Origin of the sequence: Streptomyces sp. NPDC018610 (assembly GCF_044391765.1) — a bacterium.
Lineage (GTDB): Bacteria > Actinomycetota > Actinomycetes > Streptomycetales > Streptomycetaceae > Streptomyces.
Genome location: NZ_JBISAL010000001.1, coordinates 25387 through 43529 on the forward strand (window position 1 = coordinate 25387; position 18143 = coordinate 43529).

Here is an 18143-nt window from a genome sequence, read left to right on the forward strand (position 1 = left end):
TCACCGAGGAGACAAGAGAACCGTGACGGACATCGTCGACGAGCTGAAGTGGCGGGGCCTGTTCGCCCTGTCCACCGACGAGGACGCTTTGCGCAAGGCTCTCGCGGACGGTCCCGTCACGTTCTATTGCGGGTTCGACCCGACCGCGCCGTCGCTGCACGTGGGGCACCTGGTGCAGGTGCTCACCGTGCGCCGGCTCCAGCAGGCCGGGCACCGGCCGCTGGCGCTGGTCGGCGGCGCGACGGGCCTGATCGGCGACCCGCGCCCGACCGCCGAGCGCACGCTGAACGACCCGGAGACGGTGGCCGGCTGGGTGGAGAAGCTGCGCCGTCAGATCGAGCCGTTCCTGTCCTTCGAGGGCGAGAACGCCGCGGTCATGGTGAACAACCTAGACTGGACCGAGGGCCTGTCGGCGATCGAGTTCCTGCGGGACATCGGCAAGCACTTCCGGGTCAACAAGATGCTGACGAAGGACTCGGTGGCGCGCCGGCTGGAGTCCGACCAGGGCATCAGCTACACGGAGTTCAGCTACCAGATCCTCCAGGGCATGGACTTCCTCCAGCTCTACCGACGTCACGGCTGCACGCTCCAGCAGGGCGGCAGCGACCAGTGGGGCAACCTCACGGCCGGCCTGGACCTGATCCACCGGCTGGAGCCGGACGCGAGCGTGCACGCGCTGGCGACGCCGCTGATGACGAAGGCGGACGGCACCAAGTTCGGCAAGACCGAGGGCGGCGCCGTCTGGCTCGACGCGGAGATGACGACGCCGTACGCCTTCTACCAGTTCTGGCTGAACGTGGACGACCGGGACATCTCGAAGTACATGCGGATCCTGTCCTTCCGCTCCCGTGCGGAGCTGGAGGAGCTGGAGCGGCAGACCGAGGAGCGTCCGCAGGCCCGGGCCGCGCAGCGGGCGCTGGCGGAGGAGCTGACGACGCTGGTGCACGGCGCCGACCAGACGGCCGCCGTGATCGCCGCGTCCAAGGCGCTTTTCGGCCAGGGCGAGCTGACGGACCTCGACGAGCGGACGCTCACGGCGGCCCTCTCCGAGGTGCCGCACGTCCGGGTCGCCGACCTCGGCCAGGTCGTGGACCTGTTCGCGGAGGTCGGCCTGGTGGCCAGCAAGTCGGCCGCGCGCCGCACCGTCAAGGAGGGCGGCGCCTACGTGAACAACGTCAAGGTCGCCGCCGAGGACGCGGTCCCCGCCCGGGAGGACCTGCTCCACGGCCGCTGGCTGGTGCTGCGCCGGGGCAAGAAGAACCTGGCGGCGGTCGAGGTCACCGGCGGCTGAGCGCGTCGTGTGCGAGGGGGCGGTCCCGGTCTCCGGGCCGCCCCCTCGTCGTGCGTACCCCGGTGTGCGCGCTACATCCGCTGCCGCTGTTTCCGGTGGCCCCACATCCTCAGGTAGAGCATGTCGCCGACGGCGACGATGACGATGGCGGCGACGATCTGGAAGATGTGCCGGCTCCAGTCGACGCCGCGGGTCTCCTCGACGCCGAGGCCGCGGGCGATCGCGTTGCCGACGATCGCTCCGAGCATGCCGAAGATGGTGGTCAGCCAGAGGGGACTGTGCTGTTTGCCGGGGATCACCGCCTTGGCGATCAGACCCAGGATGAATCCCACGATGATCGCCCACAACCAGCCCATGGCCGCCTCCTCGTCCGGTTCGACGTGAGCATTACGGCCAGTGTCGGTTCCCCGCCCCTACGCCGCATGCCGGACGGGGCCGTACGCGCGAGGCGCAGAGCGGGCGCTTTGGGGCGCGCGGGGCGCGGGGACGGTCGCGGGCGGTGCGTTCGCGCGGGCGGGCGGTGCCCCGACCTCGAAGGCGGTGGCCACGCGGCGTAACGTGGAGGGCGAGGTTGTGCGGGCGCGGTGTCCCGGCCCGGTCGTGGACCGGGTGCGGGCCGGGGAGCGGCCCGATGCGGACGAATGGTGGAATGTGATGCGGAAGCAGCATGGCGGGGGCGGCGCCCAGGTGTTCCGGATCACGGGCGCCCGGACGGGCCTGCAGGAGGACGTGCGCGGCCGGCAGCGCCGGTACGTGATCTCGATGACGATCCGTACGGCGTCGGTGCTCCTCGCGGTGGCGCTGTGGAACGTCGAACGGTACGTGGCGATCGTGGCGCTGGTGCTCGGCGCGGTCCTGCCGTACATCGCCGTGGTGATCGCCAACGCGGGCCGGGAGAACGCCCCGGGCCTGCCGTCGACGTTCGTCACCGTCCCGGCGAAACCGATGATCACCTCGCCGCGCACGGCGGAGGACGGCTCCGCGGAATCCGTTCCGGAGGACGTGGCGGGCGAGCCCGCGGCCGGGGCGGCGCGCGAGTCCCGCGACGGGACCTGAGACGGGGCCGCCGACCGGGCGGGTCGGGGCCGGACCGGCCTTGGGGAGCCCTGTGCGCGAAGCTCAAGAAAAGCTCAGATCAATCATGTTGTTCCGGTGCCGGGCGACGGGTCACCCGTGACATACTTCGTACGCGCTCCGCATCCCCCGTCGGAGCGACAGACCGACGCCGGGCAGCTCCCCCCGTGGCTGCTCGGCGTCGCCTTGTTGTGCCGTGGCTGTGAGACGAACCTGTGACTGACGAGACCCCGATCTGCTCCGCCAAGGGCTGCCGTGCCGCCGCCGTGTGGGTGCTGGCCTGGAACAACCCGAAGCTGCACACCCCGGAGCGCCGCAAGACGTGGCTGGCGTGCGAGGAGCACCGGGAGCACCTGTCGCAGTTCCTCGGGGTGCGCGGCTTCCTCAAGGACGTCGTGCCGCTGGCTCAGTGGCAGGCGGCCGAGGACACACGGGACGGCGCCTCCTAGCCTTTCCGGCCGCCGATCGCCCTAGCCGCCGATCGCCGACATCGGGCGGTCGGGCTGGACGAACGACGGGTCGTCGAGGCCCGCGCCCGCCTTCTTGCCCCACATCGCCTGACGCCACAGGCGGGCGATCTCCTCGTCCGGGGCCCCGGAGCGCAGGGCCGCGCGCAGGTCGGTCTCCTCGGTGGCGAACAGACAGGTGCGGACCTGGCCGTCGGCGGTGAGGCGGGTGCGGTCGCAGGCCGCGCAGAACGGGCGGGTGACCGAGGCGATGACGCCGACGCGGTGCGGGCCGCCGTCGACGATCCAGCGCTCGGCCGGGGCGGAGCCGCGCTCCTCGGCGCCCTCGGGGGTCAGTTCGAAGCGGGTGCGCAGGGCGGCGAGGATGTCGCCCGCGGTGACCATGCCCTCGCGCTTCCAGCCGTGCTGGGCGTCCAGCGGCATCTGCTCGATGAAGCGCAGTTCGTAGTCGTGCTCCACCGCCCAGGCCAGCAGGTCGGGGGCCTCGTCGGCGTTGAGGCCGGGCATCAGGACCGTGTTCACCTTCACCGGGGTCAGGCCGGCGTCCCGCGCGGCCCTGAGGCCCTCGAGGACGTCCTTGTGCCGGTCCCGGCGGGTGAGCGTCTTGAACACGTCCGGGCGCAGGGTGTCCAGGGAGACGTTGACCCGGTCCAGGCCGGCCGCCTTCAGTGCCGCCGCGGTGCGCCTGAGCCCGATGCCGTTGGTGGTCAGGGAGGTGCGGGGGCGGGGCTCCAGGGCGGTGACCCGCTCCACGATGCCGACCAGTCCGGGCCGCAGCAGCGGCTCGCCGCCGGTGAAGCGGACCTCCTCCACACCGAGGGAGGTGACCGCGATGTCGATCAGGCGGACGATCTCGTCGTCGGTGAGCAGGTCGGGCTTGGCCAGCCACTGCAGGCCCTCCTCGGGCATGCAGTAGGTGCAGCGCAGGTTGCACCGGTCGGTGAGCGAGACCCGCAGGTCGGTGGCCACCCGGCCGTAGGTGTCGATGAGCACGTGGGCCCCCTCCCGTGTCGCGGACCAGTTGTGTTCCGACACCTGCGAGCCTACGTGACGGCGCCGACAGACCGCAGTGCCCGATCCGACGGAGTGGGCGCGGCCGTGTCGTAGGGATCTACGATCCCCGCGGCACGGCCGCCGGTGCGAACCGCTCAGTGGGCGCCCGTGAGCACCGCTCAGTGCGCGCCGGTGCCCGTCAGGGACCGCACCTCCAGTTCCGCGTACTTGGCGCTGTCCGGCTGTTCCTTGGACAGCAGGGTGCCCACGACGCCCAGCAGGAAGCCCACCGGGATGGAGATGAGGCCGGGGTTCTCCAGCGGGAACCAGTGGAAGTCGACGTCCGGGAACATCGAGGTCGGCTTGCCGGAGACGACCGGCGAGAACAGCACCAGGCCCACCGCGCTGACCAGGCCGCCGTAGATCGACCACAGGGCGCCGGCGGTGGTGAACCGCTTCCAGAACAGACTGTAGAGGATCGTGGGCAGGTTGGCGGAGGCGGCGACGGCGAAGGCGAGGGCGACCAGGCCGGCCACGTTGAGGTCGCGGGCGAGGGCGCCCAGGACGATGGAGACCGCGCCGATGCCGACGGTCGCCCAGCGGGCCGCGCCCAGTTCCTGCTTCTCGGTGGCGGCGCCCTTCTTGATGACGTTGGCGTAGATGTCGTGGGCGAAGGAGGACGACGAGGCCAGGGTGAGCCCGGCGACGACGGCGAGGATGGTGGCGAAGGCGACCGCGGAGATGGAGGCGAGCAGGATCGCGCCCCAGTCGGAGTCGGTGCCGCCCAGGTGCAGGGCGAGCAGCGGGGCCGCGGTGTTGCCCGCCTTGTTGGAGGCGATGATCTCGTCCGGCTTGATCAGCGCGGCGGCGCCGAAGCCGAGGGCGAGGGTCATCAGGTAGAAGGCGCCGATGAGGCCGATCGCCCAGATCACGGACTTGCGGGCGGCCTTGGCGGTGGGGACGGTGTAGAAGCGGATCAGGATGTGCGGCAGGCCGGCGGTACCGAGCACCAGGGCGACGCCGAGCGAGAGGAAGTCCAGCTTGGTGGTCCCGGTGGCGCCGTACTTGAGGCCGGGCTCCAGGAAGGCGGCGCCCTTGCCGCTGTTGTCGGCGGCGCTGCCGAGCAGGTCGGAGACGTTGAAGTCGAACTTCAGGAGCACCAGGAAGGTCAGCAGGACGGCGCCGGCCATCAGCAGCACGGCCTTGACCATCTGCACCCAGGTGGTGCCCTTCATGCCGCCGATGGTGACGTACACGATCATCAGGACGCCGACCAGTGCGACGATGCCGATCTTGCCGGCGTCGCTGGTGATGCCGAGCAGCAGGGAGACGAGGACGCCGGCGCCGGCCATCTGGGCGAGCAGGTAGAAGATCGACACGACGATGGTGGAGGCGCCGGCGGCGGTGCGCACGGGGCGCTGGCGCATGCGGTAGGCGAGGACGTCGCCCATGGTGTAGCGGCCCGAGTTGCGCAGCGGCTCGGCGACCAGGAGCAGGGCGACCAGCCAGGCGACGAGGAAGCCGATGGAGTACAGGAAGCCGTCGTAGCCGAAGAGGGCGATGGCGCCGGCGATGCCGAGGAAGGACGCGGCGGACATGTAGTCGCCGGAGACGGCGAGTCCGTTCTGGAAGCCGGTGAACTGCCGTCCGCCCGCGTAGAAGTCGGCGGCGTCCTTGGTCTGCCGGCCGGCCCAGACGGTGATGACGAGGGTGGCGGCGACGAAGACCGAGAACAGGGTGATGATCAGCGTGCGGTGCTCGCTCGCGGCGCCGCCGGCGGCCAGCAGGGTGTGTGCTGCGGGGTGCGTCGCGGGGCTCATTCTCCGCCCTCCATCCGGGACTTGATGGCTTCGGCCTTGGGGTCGAGCTTGGCGGCGGCGTGCCGCGCGTACCACCAGGCGATGAGGAACGTGGTGAGGAACTGGGCGAGGCCGAGGGCGAGGGCGACGTTGAGGTTGCCGGCCAGCTTGGTGCCCATGAAGTCGCCCGCGTAGTTGGAGAGCAGGACGTACAGCAGGTACCAGGCGATGAACGCGACGGTCAGCGGGAAGGCGAAGGAGCGGTGGGAGCGGCGCAGTTCACCGAACTCCGCGCTCTCCCGCACCGCGACGAACTCCTCGGCGGAGGGGCGTGCGACCGGGGTCTTCGGGGGTGGCGGTGTCTCGGTGGCCACGTCTGTCTCCTCGTGGTGCGGCTGCGGATGCGACAGGGGGCTCGATGGTGCTCGGGCTCCCTGCCCAAGGTCCACGGCGCCACGCGAGAGGCGGTTCAAGTCCTATGAGTTGTTTCGCAAGTGGCCTGGAGGAGTCATTGCCGAGTCATTGCTGAGCGGTGGGACGGCGGGATAGCTTCGGCCTGCGTAACCCGTCATGTACCTGCCCGAACTGCGCCGACGCGTCGGGCGGTTCTGTTCCCGGATGATGTGGAGACCCCATGGCTCATCTGCGTTCGAGACGTCGACTCGCCCTGGCCGTACCGGTCGTGCTGTCGCTGACCGCCTCGCTCGGATTCCTCCCGGCGGCGGCGTCGGCGGCGCCGCGAGCGACGTCCGCCGCGCAGACCGCGGACGCGTCCGCCCTCACGTACGTCGTCAACACCAGGACCGACCGTCACACGCTCGCCGACGTGCGGCGGGCGATCGAGGCGGCCGGCGGCACCGTCGTCGTGACGTACGACCGCATCGGCGTCATCGTCGCCCACTCCTCGGACCCCGGCTTCGCCCAGCGGATCCGCAAGGTGCGCGGGGTCGACTCGGCGGGAGCCACGCGGACCGCTCCGCTGCCCGCGCAGTCGACCACCGACACGGGCGCGCCGCGGCCGCTGACCGCCGCGCAGCTGAGCGAGGCGAGGGCCGAGGCCGCCGACGGCCAGGACCCGCTGGAGCCGCTGCAGTGGGACCTGCCCGCCATCAAGGCGGACAAGGCGCACGAGAAGACGCTCGGCAGCCCGAAGGTCACCGTCGCCGTCCTGGACACCGGCGTCGACGACACCCACCCCGACATCGCGCCGAACTTCGACCGCGCGGCCTCCGCGAGCTGCGTCTCGGGCAAGCCGGACGCGACGGACGGCGCCTGGCGGCCCAGCGCCGTCGACAGCCCGCACGGCACCCACGTGGCCGGTGAGATCGCGGGCGCGAAGAACGGCGTCGGCATCACGGGTGTGGCGCCGGGCGTGAAGGTGGCCGGCATCAAGGTGGGCAACCCCGACGGGTTCTTCTACACCGAGGCCGTGGTGTGCGGCTTCGTGTGGGCGGCGGAGCACCACGTCGACGTCACCAACAACAGCTATTACACCGACCCGTGGTACTTCAACTGCACCGACGACCCCGACCAGAAGGCGCTCGTGGACGCCGTCCGGCGGGCCTCGCAGTACGCCGAGAAGAAGGGCACCGTCAACGTCGCGGCGGCCGGCAACGAGAACTACGACCTGGCCTCCCGCTCGATCACCGACCCGTCCTCCCCGAACGACTCCACGCCCGGGACCCGGACGGTCGACCCGCACAAGTGCTTCGACATACCCACCCAGCTCCCGGGCGTGGTCACGGTCGCGGCGACCGGCGCCAAGGGCGTCAAGTCGTCCTTCTCCAACTACGGCCTCGGCGTGATCGACATAGCCGCGCCGGGCGGCGACTCGACGGTCTACCAGACCCCGGCGCCCCCGGCCACCAGCGGCCTGATCCTCGGCCCGCTGCCCGGCGGCACCTGGGGTTACATGGCGGGCACGTCGATGGCCAGCCCGCACGTGGCCGGCGTCGCCGCGCTGATCAAGTCGACGCACCCGCACGCCTCCCCCGCGCTGGTGAAGGCGCTGCTGTACGCGGAGGCGAGCGCCACGCCGTGCACCGACCCGTACGACATCGACGGCGACGGCAAGGCCGACGCCGTGTGCAAGGGGACGAAGAACCACAACGGTTTCTACGGCTGGGGCACGGCGGACGCGCTGGCCGCGGTCACCCGCTGAGGGCCGGGCGCCGGACGGTCACGGCGGGAACCGTTCCGTCGTGACCGGGCACCGAGCCGTCGTGGCCGGAAGCCGGCCGTCGTGAAGGGCGCGCGCCGACGCCCGTGGGGGCCGGACCGGGAGGCCCGTAGCGGACCGGACGGGCCGATGGCGCATAGTGCGGGTCATGACTGACATCACCTTCGCTTGGTCCGCACTGGGCGGCGATCCCGCCCTTCTCCCGAGGGTCACCGTCGTGGAACGGGAAGGCGCGCTCGCGGCGCGCCTTCCCGTGCGGGAGTTCGCACGCGCCTGCGTGGGCGCCTGCGCGCTGGCCGCCGCCGAACTCGGGGCACGGCGGGCCGCTCTCACCGAGGTGCCGACGGTGCGCGTGGACGACGGTGCGGTGGCCACGGCGTTCGTCAGCGAACGTCACCTCCTCGTCGACGGGCGGCAGCTCGTGAACTTCGCGCCGTTGTCGCGGTTCTGGCGCACGGCGGACGGCTGGGTGCGCACGCACGCCAACTACCCGCACCACCGGCAGCGGTTGCTGCGCGCGCTGGGGCTGCCCGAGGACGGCGCCTCGGTGGAGTCCGCGCGGGCCGCGCTCGCCGGACGCCCGGCGCTCGACGTCGAGGAGAGCGTCACCGCGGCCGGCGGACTCGCCGTCGCGCTGCGGACACCCCGGGAGTGGGCCGCCCATCCGCAGGCGGTGGCGGTGGCCGAACGCCCACTGGTCGAACGGGGACGGCTGGACGAGGCCCCCGCTCGCGTGCTCCCGCCCCTCGCCGGGGCCGCTCCCCTGCTGCCCGCCGCCGGACTGCGCGTCCTGGACCTGACCCGGGTCACCGCCGGCCCGGTCGCCACCCGCACGCTCGCCCTGCTGGGCGCGGACGTGCTGCGCCTGGACGCCCCGCACCTGCCCGAACTGGCCGACCAGCACGCGGACACGGGGTTCGGCAAGCGCTCGGTGACGCTGGACCTCGCGGCCGGCCGGGCGGTCTTCGAGGACCTGTTGGCCACGGCGGACGTCGTCGTCACCGGGTACCGCCCGGGCGCCCTGGACCGGTTCGGCCTCTCCCCCGAGGCGCTGGCCGAGCGGCGGCCCGGACTGGTCGTGGTGCAGTTGTCGGCGTGGGGCCGGTACGGGCCCTGGCAGGAGCGGCGGGGCTTCGACAGCGTCGTCCAGGTCGCCACCGGCATCGCCGTGACCGAGGGATCCGAGCGGCAGCCCGGCGCGCTGCCCGCGCAGGCCCTCGACCACGGCACGGGCTATCTGCTGGCGGCGGCGGTGCTGCGGGCGCTCACCGAGCAGTCGGAGGAGGGCGGCAGCCGCCTCGTGCGGCTGGCGCTGGCGCGTACGGCGGCCTGGCTGACCGGGGGGACCGGCGCGGGCGGCGGGCGGGGCGCGGCGCCGGAGGCGGTCGCCACCGTCGCGGGCGACCCGTACGACGGTCCCGGGCCGTGGCTCGCGGAGCGGGACAGCGCGCTCGGGCGGCTGCGGTACGCCCGCTCGCCCGTCGCCTTCGCCGGCGGCCCCGTCGACTGGGCGCGGCCCTCCGGGCCCCTGGGGGCGGACGCGGCCCGCTGGGTCTGACCGGGCGGGCGCGCTTCCCGCGGTCGCCGTCGCCCACCTGCCTGTTCGACCGTTCCGTGCCGGCCGGCGCGGCGGCCGCTGACGGCGCTGCCGGCCGGTCCGACGGCCCCCGCGGTGAGTCGGTCAGCCGGCGGTGACGAGGACCTTGAGCGCGACCCGCTCGTCCATGGCCTTGTAGCCGTCGGGCACGCCCTCCAGACCGACCGTCATGTCGAAGACCGGCGACGGGTCGATCGTGCCGTCCAGGATGTCGGGCAGCAGCTCGGGGATGTAGGCCCGGACCGGGGCGACGCCGCCGCGCAGCGCGATGTTGCGGTCGAACAGGACGTCGAGGTCGAGTCCCGTGCCGCTGCCGTGGGGCACGCCGACGAAGCCGATGGCGCCGCCGTCGCGGGCGATGTCGACGGCGGTCCGCATGGACTGCTCGGTGCCGACCGCCTCGACGACGGCGTGCGCGCCCTGGCCGCGGGTGAGTTCGCGGACCGCCTCGAGGGCCGCGTCCCCCCGCTCGGCGACGACGTCGGTGGCCCCGAAGCGGCGCGCGATGTCGGTACGGGCCTCGTGGCGGCCGAGGGCGATGATCCGCTCGGCGCCCAGCCGCCGGGCGGCCAGCACCGCGCAAAGCCCCACGGCCCCGTCGCCCACGACCGCGACGGTGGCCCCGGGCCGGGCGCCCGCGCCGAGGGCGGCGTGGTGGCCGGTGCCGAGGACGTCGGACAGGGTCAGCAGCGCGGACAGCAGGCGCTCGTCGGAGACGGCGTCCTTGGGCAGCCGGACCAGGGTGCCGTCGGCGAACGGCACCCGCACGGCCTCGCCCTGACCGCCGTCGTGGCCCACGGTGCCCCAGAAGCCGCCGTGCTCGCAGGAGGTGGTGAGGCCCTCGCGGCAGTAGTCGCAGACGCCGTCGGACCACCGGAAGGGCACGACCACCAGGTCACCGCGGCTGACGCCCGTCACCTCCCGGCCGGTCTCCTCGACCACGCCCAGGAACTCGTGCCCGATGCGCTGTCCGGGCTGCCGCGCCGCCTGCCCGCGGTACGCCCACAGGTCGCTGCCGCAGATGCAGGCGCGCAGCACCCGCACCACGGCGTCGGTGGGCAGTTGCACCACGGGCTCGGGCACGTCCTCCACCCGCAGGTCGTACGGGGCGTGGATGGTGGTGGCGCGCATGGCGGGACCCTTCTCCTTCTGCTGGGGGCGTACCAGGGGACGTATCGGGGTGGTACGGGTGGTACGGGTGGTTCACTCGCCCGGACGGTGGTCCGGCGCACCTCACCGTACGCCGCCGCCGCGCGCCGCCGCTCGCCGAGGCCGGGATCCGTGCGGGGGGCCGGGCGGCTTCAGGCGCCCGCGGCGCTCAGGAGGGCGCCCGCCGCGTAGGTCACGGCCATGGCCAGCGCGCCGCCGGCCACGTTGCGCGCCACCGCCCGGCCGGGCCGTGCCGCGCCCAGCCGGGCGCTGCTGAAGCCGGTGAGGACGAGGGCGGCCAGGACGGACAGGACCGTGACCGTCAGCCGCAGGCCCACCGGGGGCAGCACGATCGCCAGCAGCGGCAGCAGCGCTCCGACCGTGAACGCCAGGAAGCTCGCCCAGGCGGCGTGCCAGGGGTTGGTCAGCCGGTCGGGGTCGATGCCGAGCTCCACCCGCGCGTGGGCCCTGAGCGCGTCGCGTTCGGTGAGCTGCTGCGCCGCTTCCCGGGCCACCTCGTGGGACAGCCCGCGCTCTTCGAGCAGTTCGGTCAGCTCCCGCAGTTCGGCCTCGGGGCGGTCGCGCAACTCCTGTCGTTCCTGGGCCAGCGCGGCCCGCTCCGAGTCCCGCTGGGTCGACACCGACACGTACTCCCCCGCCGCCATCGACATCGATCCGGCCAGCAGCCCGGCCAGCCCGGCGGTCAGCAGCGCCGGGCGGGAGTCGGTCGCCCCGGCGACGCCGACGACGAGTCCCGCGGTGGAGACGATGCCGTCGTTCGCGCCGAGGACCGCGGCCCGCAGCCAGTTGAGACGGGAGCCGAGCGCGCCGCCGTGCGGCTCGTCATGCGTTGGTTCGGTCACAGCACGGAGGATCGCACGGCCGCGGCGCGGGGGCCCCCAGGCGGCGCGGGCCGACGGCGGACGCATCCCCGCGCCGTGCGCGTCCCGCTCCGCGCGTCCCGCCCCGCCCTCCGGGTCCTCGACGCGCCTCTCACGCCCCTTTGGAACCAACCGGTGCGTCCGGACGGCGAGTTCGCCGGTCCGCCGCGCCACCCGGCTCGCCGCCCCACCGCTCGCCCGCCACCCGGCTTGTGAACTCTGGTCCGTTTCGGGCGTTTTCGCGGAAGGCGCGTGCGGACGGCGCCCGGGGGCGGTCCGCGCGCGGTCGCGTGAGGGGAGCGCGGGGGCGCGCGGGCGGCGCGGCGGGCACCTGAGGGGCCGGGCTGTCAGTGGCGGCCCGTATCCTCATGGACCATGCTCGAAGACCGCACGATCGCAGGGGCCTCCCCCACACCGTGGCCGACCGCGTATCCGCAGGGGTACGCGGTCGTCGACGTGGAGACCACCGGCCTGGCCCGCGACGACCGCATCATCTCCGCGGCGGTCTACCGGCTGGACGCGCGCGGCGAGGTCGAGGACCACTGGTACACGCTGGTCAATCCGGAGCGGGACCCCGGCCCGGTGTGGATCCACGGGCTGACGAGCGAGGCGCTGGAGGGCGCGCCGCTGTTCGCGGAGATCGCCGAGGAGTTCGCGGTCCGGCTGGCCGACCGGGTGCTCGTCGCGCACAACGCGGTGTTCGACTGGCAGATGATCGCCCGGGAGTACGCGCGCGCACAGCGGGAGGCGCCGGTGCGGCAACGGCTGTGCACCATCGCGCTCTCCAAGGAGCTGGGCCTGCCGCTGCCGAACCACAAGCTGGAGTCGCTGGCGGCGCACTTCGGCGTCGTGCAGCAGCGGGCGCACCACGCGCTGGACGACGCCCGGGTGCTGGCGGAGGCGTTCCGGCCGAGCCTGCGGGCCGCGGCGGCGGGCGGCGTCCGGCTGCCGCTGCTGGAGTGCCGGCCGCTGACCGAGTGGTCGGACCGGCCCGTGCCCCGACAGCAGTCGGGCGGCTACGGCGGCTACGGGGCGAGCAGTTGGCGCCCCTCCCGCAAGAGGCCCGCGTGCCCTCATCCCAACCCGGGACGTTACGAAGAGGGCAAACGACTCAAGCAGGGCATGCGGGTCGCCTTCTCCGGCGACACCTCCGTCGAACGCGAGCTGCTGGAGGACCGCGCGACCGAGGCGGGACTGCACGTCGCCACCAGTCTGTCCCGGCTGACCAGCCTGCTGGTGACCAATGACCCGGACTCCGGCACCTCCAAGGTGGCCAGGGCCCGGCAGTTCGGCACGCCGGTGGTGGACGAGGCCGCGTTCGGGCAGCTGCTCAGGGACGTGGAACCGGCGGACGGCGACTGATCCGGACGCGGACGGCGTCCGCGAGCACCGCCGGGCCGGGCACCGCCGAGCGCGGCCCGGCGACGACCGGGCCGCGTCCGGACCCCGCCCGGTCACTCGCACCACCACCACGGCCCGGGGCCCCGCCCCGCCCTGCGCGCCGCGGCCCCGGGGCCGGGCCCGGACGGACCCGCGGCCGGCGCACGAGCGGGTGACGTCCGCGCGAACGACGGCCGACGCGCGTACGGGTGATTGCCGGGCGACTCGCCCGCGCCCCCCTCGCCCGCGCGGCGGCCACGGCTCACCCTGTGCCCCATGGCGAGATGTGAAGTATGCGGAAATGACTACGGTATGACCTTCGAGGTCCATGCCCAGGGCGCGGTGCATGTCTTCGACTGCTTCTCCTGCGCGATCCACCGCATGGCGCCGATCTGCGAACACTGTCGTGTGCAGATCATCGGCCAGGGCGTCGAGGTCGAGGGCCACTGGTACTGCGGCGGACACTGCGCCCGCGCGGAGGGGAGGGCCGGAATCGTCGACCGTGTCTGAGGACACCCCTGCCGAAAACACCCCACGGCGGGCGCGGTACCGTCGTGGGGTGTACCGCTTCCTGTTGACCCGCCAGTGGGTGATCCTGACCCTTGTGGCTCTGCTGCTCATCCCGACGATGATCTGGCTGGGTTTCTGGCAGCTGCACCGCCACGACCACCGGCAGAAGCTGAACCAGGTGATCGACGCCTCGCTGGCGGCGAAGCCCGTGCCGGTCGAGTCGCTCACCTCGGTCGGCGGTTCGGTCGCGCACGACGACATCTACCGCCGGGTGACCGCCAAGGGCCGCTTCGACACGGCGCACGAGCTCGTGGTGCGCCGGCGCACCAACAGCGACGACCAGGTCGGCTACCACGTCCTGACCCCGTTCGTGCTGGACGACGGCAGGACCCTCCTCGTCAACCGGGGCTGGGTCGCCTCACCCGCCTCGCAGACCTCCTTCCCGAAGATCCCGGCCCCCGCCCGGGGCGACATCACGGTCACCGGCCGGCTGATGCAGGACGAGACGACGGCGGCCAGCGGCATCAAGAACGTCTCGGGACTGCCGGACCGCCAGATCATGCTGATCAACAGCGAACAGGTCGGAACCCTCCTGCGGGACAAGGGCGACTCCTCCGCCAAGGCGGTCCTCGGCGGTTACGTCGAACTGGTCTCCCCCGCCCCCGGGGGTGGCAGTCCCCAGCTGCTCCCCTCGCCCAAGGAGGACAGCAGCTGGATCGGCCTCGGTGACATCAACCTGCCGTACGCCGTCCAGTGGTGGCTGTTCGCCGCGTGCGTCCCCGTCGGCTGGCTGGTCCTGGCCCGCCGTGAGCTGCGGGATCGGACGCAGGAGGACGGGACGGACGCGACGGCGGTGGCGGAGAGCGAGACGGCGGCCGTCTAGGACCCGGCCGTCGTGAGCCCGGGGCTGATTGCCGCGCGGGTCCGCCGGGAAACCGGTCATCCATGCTGCCCCGGATAGAGGACTACGCCCTCATAGGCGACGAACAGACCGCCGCGCTGATCGGCAGGGACGGTTCGGTCGACTGGCTCTGCCTGCCCCGCTTCGACTCCGGGGCCTGCTTCGCCAGGCTGCTCGGCGACGAGGAGAACGGCCACTGGCGCATCGCCCCGGAGGGGGCCGAAGGCCCCTGCACCCGCCGCGCCTACCGCCCCGACACCCTCGTCCTGGACACCGAGTGGGACACCCCGCAGGGCTCCGTCCGGGTCACCGACCTGATGCCGCAGCGCGACCGGGCCCCCGACCTGGTGCGGATCGTGGAGGGCCTGAGCGGCCGGGTGACCGTGCGCAGCACACTGCGGCTGCGCTTCGACCACGGCTCGGTCGTCCCCTGGATGCGCAGGTCCGACGGCCATCGGGTGGCCGTCGCCGGACCGGACTCGGCATGGCTGCGCAGCGAGCCGCCGGTACGCACCTGGGGCGAGGCCTTCGGGACGCACTCGCGGTTCGACGTCGCCGAGGGCGAGCGGGTGGCGTTCGTCCTGACCTGGCATCCCTCGCACGACCCGCGACCCCCGCTGATCGACCCGTACGAGGCGTTGGAGCACAGCGTCACGGACTGGAGGGCGTGGGCGGCGCGCTGCCGCTACACCGGCCCGCACCGGGACGTGGTCGTCCGCTCCCTGATCACCCTCAAGGCGCTCACCTACGCCCCCACCGGCGGCATCGTCGCTGCCCCCACCACCTCGCTGCCCGAGGAGCTGGGCGGCGTACGCAACTGGGACTACCGCTACTGCTGGCTGCGCGACTCCACGCTCACCCTCGGCGCGCTGCTGTCGGCGGGCTACCAGGAGGAGGCCGAGGCGTGGCGGAACTGGCTGCTGCGCGCGGTCGCCGGCGACCCGGCGGACCTGCAGATCATGTACGGGCTGGCGGGCGAGCGCCGGCTGCCCGAGTATGAGCTGCCGTGGCTGTCCGGTTTCGCCGGCTCGGCGCCGGTGCGCGTCGGCAACGACGCGGTGCTCCAGCGCCAGCTGGACGTGTACGGCGAGGTCATGGACACGCTGTCGCTGGCCCGGCGCTCGGGACTGTCGGCCAAGCCGCACATCTGGTCGATGCAGCGCGCGCTGCTGGACTTCCTGAGCGAGGCCTGGCGGGAGCCCGACGAGGGGCTGTGGGAGGTGCGCGGCGGGCGGCGGCACTTCGTGCACTCCAAGGTGATGGTGTGGGTGGCCGCCGACCGGGCGGTGCGCACCCTGGAGGAGGACCCGGGACTGCGCGGCGACCTCGACGGCTGGCGCCGGCTGCGCGAGGCGGTGCACCGCGAGGTCTGCGAGAAGGGCTACGACCCGCGGCGGAACACCTTCACCCAGTCCTACGGCTCGCGGGAGCTGGACGCCGCCCTGCTGCTCATCCCGCGTGTGGGGTTCCTGCCGCCGGACGACCCGCGGGTGACCGGCACCGTCGAGGCGGTGCGCGCGGAACTCGGCGAGGGCGGTCTCGTCCGCCGCTACAGCGCCGACGCCGGAGCCGTCGACGGGCTGCCCGGCGGGGAGGGCACGTTCCTGGTGTGCTCGTTCTGGCTCGCCGACGCGCTGCACATGACGGGGCGTACGAAGGAGGCCGAGGCGCTGTTCGAGCGTCTGGTGGGGCTGGCCAACGACGTGGGGCTGCTCTCGGAGGAGTACCTCGTCGACGACGGATCGGGCTCCGGGCGCCAGCTCGGCAACTTCCCGCAGGCCTTCAGCCACATCGGCCTGGTCAACACCGCCCTCGCCCTGTACGGGGACGAGCGGGCAGGATAGGGCCATGGATCTTGGACTGAAGGACCGGGTGTACGTCGTCACCGGGGCGACGCGCGGGCTGGGCAACGCCACCGCGCGCGAGCTGCTGGCCGACGGCGCGAAGGTGGTCATCACCGGACGGGACGAGGAGCGGGTCGCCGAGGCGGCGGCCGAACTGGGCCCGGACGCCGTCGGGGTGGCCGTGGACAACGCGGACGCCGGGGCCGCCGAGCGGCTGATCGCCACCGCGCGGGAGCGTTTCGGCGGCTTCCACGGCGTGCTCGTGAGCGTCGGCGGGCCACCGCCCGGATTCGTCGCGGACAACACCGACGAGCAGTGGCAGTCGGCGTTCGAGTCGGTGTTCCTGGGCGCGGTGCGGCTCGCCCGCGCGGCGGCGGCGGAGCTGGAGGCCGGTGGCGTCATCGGGTTCGTGCTGTCCGGGTCGGTGCACGAGCCGATCCCCGGGCTGACCATCTCCAACGGGCTGCGGCCGGGCCTCGCCGGGTTCGCCAAGTCCCTCGCGGACGAGCTGGGGCCGCGGGGCATCCGGGTCGTCGGGGTGCTCCCGGGCCGTATCGACACCGACCGGGTACGCGAACTGGACGCGCTGTCCGCGGACCCGGAGGCCACCCGGGCGGCGAGCGAGTCGCGCATCCCGCTGCGCCGGTACGGGACGCCGGAGGAGTTCGGCCGCGCCGCCGCGTTCCTGCTCTCCCCTGCGGCGTCCTTCGTCACGGGCGTGATGCTGCCGGTGGACGGCGGGTTCCGGCACGGGTTCTGACCCCTCGGGAGCCCTGGGCGCGGACGGGCACGCCGGCGACCGCCCGCGCCCGTGCCCCGGACGCGGGCGTCCCGGTCCGGCTATTCGCCGAGGCCGGCGAGGTCGCGCAGGCGGCGGGCCTGGGACTGGCGTTCGGCGGCGCGCTGGTCCTCGTACGAGCGGCCGTGGGCGCCCTGGAGCAGCGCCTTGGTCTCGATCACCGCGTCCCGGGGCGCGGCGAGGATCGCCGACGCCAGGTCGCCCGCGGCGGCGTCGAGCTGCTCGCGGGGCACGGCGATGTTGGCCAGCCCGCAGCTCACCGCCTCCTCGGCGGTGACGAACCGGCCGGTGGCGCAGATCTCCAGTGCCCGGGCATAGCCGACCAGTCCCACCAGCGGATGCGTGCCGGTGAGGTCCGGGACCAGGCCGAGGCTGGTCTCGCGCATCGCGAACTGCACGTCGTCCGCGACGACGCGCAGGTCACAGGCGAGTGCCAACTGGAAGCCCGCCCCGATGGCGTGGCCCTGGACCGCGGCGACGGTCACGACGTCGCGGCGACGCCACCAGGTGAACGCCTCCTGGTACTCGGCGATGGTCGCGTCCAGTTCGTCGTCGCCACCGCGTGCGAGGTCGAGGAACGACGGCTCGCCGTCGAAGCCCTCCGGCGTGAACGCCTGCCGGTCGAGCCCGGCGGAGAACGACTTGCCCTCCGCGCGCAGCAGCACGACACGGACGGTGCCCGGCAGCAGCCGCCCGGCCTCGGCGAGCGCCCGCCACAGAGCGGGGCTCTGCGCGTTGCGCTTGGCCGGGTTGGTCAGCGTCACCGTGGCGATCGCGTCGTCGACGGTGAGCCGTACGCCGTCCTTGTCGAGAACCGGGTCGAGCGGTGCGAGGTCGTGCTCGGGCGAAGCCATGGTGCGCCTCCGATGCGTGCGGTCAGCCGCGATGCCCTGCGCGGACATCGTAAGTGACTGCACAGTAACCACCCGGCCGACCAGCGGACCGACCGGGTGGTCACCATCGAAGCCGATGGGCCGCCCGGGGTCAGGCCGAGGCGGCCTTCTTGCCCCGCGTCGCTCCGCCACGCCCACGGAGCGTGACGCCCGACTCGCTGAGCATCCGGTGCACGAAGCCATACGAGCGGCCGGTCTCCTCGGCCAACGCCCGAATGCTCGCACCGGCGTCGTACTTCTTCTTCAGGTCTGCCGCGAGCTTGTCGCGCGCGGCGCCGGTCACCCGGCTGCCCTTCTTCAGAGTCTCGGCCACCCGTGCCTCCTCATGGGAAGTGCGCTCTGGTCTCCTCATGATCACCCCTCCGGGGCGTGATGGCCACCCATTC

General features: G+C 73.3%; 18 protein-coding genes. 10 read left to right on the forward strand and 8 right to left on the reverse strand.

Annotated elements, in window-relative coordinates; translation table 11 throughout:
* Positions 1 to 22 precede the first annotated feature (22 nt).
* Positions 23 to 1291, forward strand: coding sequence for a tyrosine--tRNA ligase (gene tyrS / locus ACH5A8_RS00130; protein WP_398996302.1), 1269 nt, complete (start codon positions 23 to 25; stop codon positions 1289 to 1291).
* Positions 1292 to 1362: 71 nt separating this feature from the next.
* On the opposite strand, the gene ACH5A8_RS00135 is transcribed toward tyrS, so the two are convergent.
* Positions 1363 to 1647 (reverse strand): GlsB/YeaQ/YmgE family stress response membrane protein, encoded by a 285-nt coding sequence (locus ACH5A8_RS00135; protein WP_398996304.1) that lies wholly within the window; start codon positions 1645 to 1647, stop codon positions 1363 to 1365.
* 298 nt (positions 1648 to 1945) lie between these two features.
* Between ACH5A8_RS00135 and ACH5A8_RS00140 the strand changes: the two genes are divergently transcribed.
* The gene (locus ACH5A8_RS00140; protein WP_398996306.1) at positions 1946 to 2347 is read left to right on the forward strand and encodes a DUF3099 domain-containing protein; all 402 of its coding nucleotides are present in this window, start codon (positions 1946 to 1948) and stop codon (positions 2345 to 2347) included.
* Positions 2348 to 2580: 233 nt separating this feature from the next.
* Positions 2581 to 2814, forward strand: coding sequence for a hypothetical protein (locus ACH5A8_RS00145; RefSeq protein ID WP_398996308.1), 234 nt, complete (start codon positions 2581 to 2583; stop codon positions 2812 to 2814).
* 21 nt (positions 2815 to 2835) lie between these two features.
* On the opposite strand, the gene moaA is transcribed toward ACH5A8_RS00145, so the two are convergent.
* From moaA to ACH5A8_RS00160, 3 genes are all read right to left on the reverse strand, one after another.
* Positions 2836 to 3825, reverse strand: coding sequence for a GTP 3',8-cyclase MoaA (moaA, locus tag ACH5A8_RS00150; RefSeq protein ID WP_398996310.1), 990 nt, complete (start codon positions 3823 to 3825; stop codon positions 2836 to 2838).
* Positions 3826 to 4004: 179 nt separating this feature from the next.
* Positions 4005 to 5645, reverse strand: coding sequence for a cation acetate symporter (locus ACH5A8_RS00155; protein ID WP_398996311.1), 1641 nt, complete (start codon positions 5643 to 5645; stop codon positions 4005 to 4007).
* Positions 5642 to 5998: a DUF485 domain-containing protein gene (locus ACH5A8_RS00160; protein WP_398996313.1), complete on the reverse strand. Its 357-nt coding sequence runs from the start codon at positions 5996 to 5998 to the stop codon at positions 5642 to 5644. Before ACH5A8_RS00160 ends, ACH5A8_RS00155 begins: the two co-directional genes overlap by 4 nt.
* Before the next feature lie 260 nt (positions 5999 to 6258).
* Here ACH5A8_RS00160 and ACH5A8_RS00165 point away from each other — a divergent pair, with 260 nt between their 5' ends.
* Together ACH5A8_RS00165 and ACH5A8_RS00170 are read left to right on the forward strand one after the other, a co-directional pair.
* Complete coding sequence (locus tag ACH5A8_RS00165; protein WP_398996315.1) at positions 6259 to 7785, forward strand: S8 family peptidase; 1527 nt, start codon at positions 6259 to 6261, stop codon at positions 7783 to 7785.
* Positions 7786 to 7951: 166 nt separating this feature from the next.
* A complete protein-coding gene (locus tag ACH5A8_RS00170) occupies positions 7952 to 9361 on the forward strand; it encodes a CoA transferase (RefSeq protein WP_398996317.1) in 1410 nt (469 codons plus the stop codon).
* 123 nt (positions 9362 to 9484) lie between these two features.
* On the opposite strand, the gene ACH5A8_RS00175 is transcribed toward ACH5A8_RS00170, so the two are convergent.
* Both ACH5A8_RS00175 and ACH5A8_RS00180 read right to left on the reverse strand, forming a co-directional pair.
* Positions 9485 to 10531: a zinc-dependent alcohol dehydrogenase family protein gene (locus ACH5A8_RS00175; protein ID WP_398996318.1), complete on the reverse strand. Its 1047-nt coding sequence runs from the start codon at positions 10529 to 10531 to the stop codon at positions 9485 to 9487.
* 170 nt (positions 10532 to 10701) lie between these two features.
* Positions 10702 to 11412, reverse strand: coding sequence for a VIT family protein (locus tag ACH5A8_RS00180; RefSeq protein WP_398996320.1), 711 nt, complete (start codon positions 11410 to 11412; stop codon positions 10702 to 10704).
* Positions 11413 to 11805: 393 nt separating this feature from the next.
* On the opposite strand from ACH5A8_RS00180, the gene ACH5A8_RS00185 reads away from it, so the two are divergent.
* From ACH5A8_RS00185 to ACH5A8_RS00205, 5 genes are all read left to right on the forward strand, one after another.
* Positions 11806 to 12792 (forward strand): DEDDh family exonuclease, encoded by a 987-nt coding sequence (locus ACH5A8_RS00185; protein WP_398996322.1) that lies wholly within the window; start codon positions 11806 to 11808, stop codon positions 12790 to 12792.
* A 294-nt stretch (positions 12793 to 13086) separates the two neighbouring features.
* Complete coding sequence (locus ACH5A8_RS00190) at positions 13087 to 13320, forward strand: hypothetical protein (protein ID WP_398996323.1); 234 nt, start codon at positions 13087 to 13089, stop codon at positions 13318 to 13320.
* 49 nt (positions 13321 to 13369) lie between these two features.
* Positions 13370 to 14203, forward strand: coding sequence for an SURF1 family protein (locus ACH5A8_RS00195; protein WP_398996325.1), 834 nt, complete (start codon positions 13370 to 13372; stop codon positions 14201 to 14203).
* 62 nt (positions 14204 to 14265) lie between these two features.
* Positions 14266 to 16065 (forward strand): glycoside hydrolase family 15 protein, encoded by a 1800-nt coding sequence (locus tag ACH5A8_RS00200; RefSeq protein ID WP_398996327.1) that lies wholly within the window; start codon positions 14266 to 14268, stop codon positions 16063 to 16065.
* A gap of 4 nt (positions 16066 to 16069) precedes the next feature.
* Positions 16070 to 16825: an SDR family oxidoreductase gene (locus ACH5A8_RS00205; RefSeq protein ID WP_398996328.1), complete on the forward strand. Its 756-nt coding sequence runs from the start codon at positions 16070 to 16072 to the stop codon at positions 16823 to 16825.
* Between the two features lie 80 nt (positions 16826 to 16905).
* Here ACH5A8_RS00205 and ACH5A8_RS00210 read toward each other — a convergent pair whose 3' ends face one another.
* Both ACH5A8_RS00210 and ACH5A8_RS00215 read right to left on the reverse strand, forming a co-directional pair.
* Positions 16906 to 17718 carry an enoyl-CoA hydratase/isomerase family protein gene (locus ACH5A8_RS00210; protein ID WP_398996330.1) on the reverse strand — a complete coding sequence of 271 codons (813 nt, stop codon included), beginning with the start codon at positions 17716 to 17718 and terminating at the stop codon, positions 16906 to 16908.
* 130 nt (positions 17719 to 17848) lie between these two features.
* Entirely contained in the window at positions 17849 to 18070 is a 222-nt protein-coding gene (locus ACH5A8_RS00215) for a helix-turn-helix domain-containing protein (RefSeq protein ID WP_018567695.1), read from the reverse strand.
* Between the last annotated feature and the right edge of the window lie 73 nt (positions 18071 to 18143).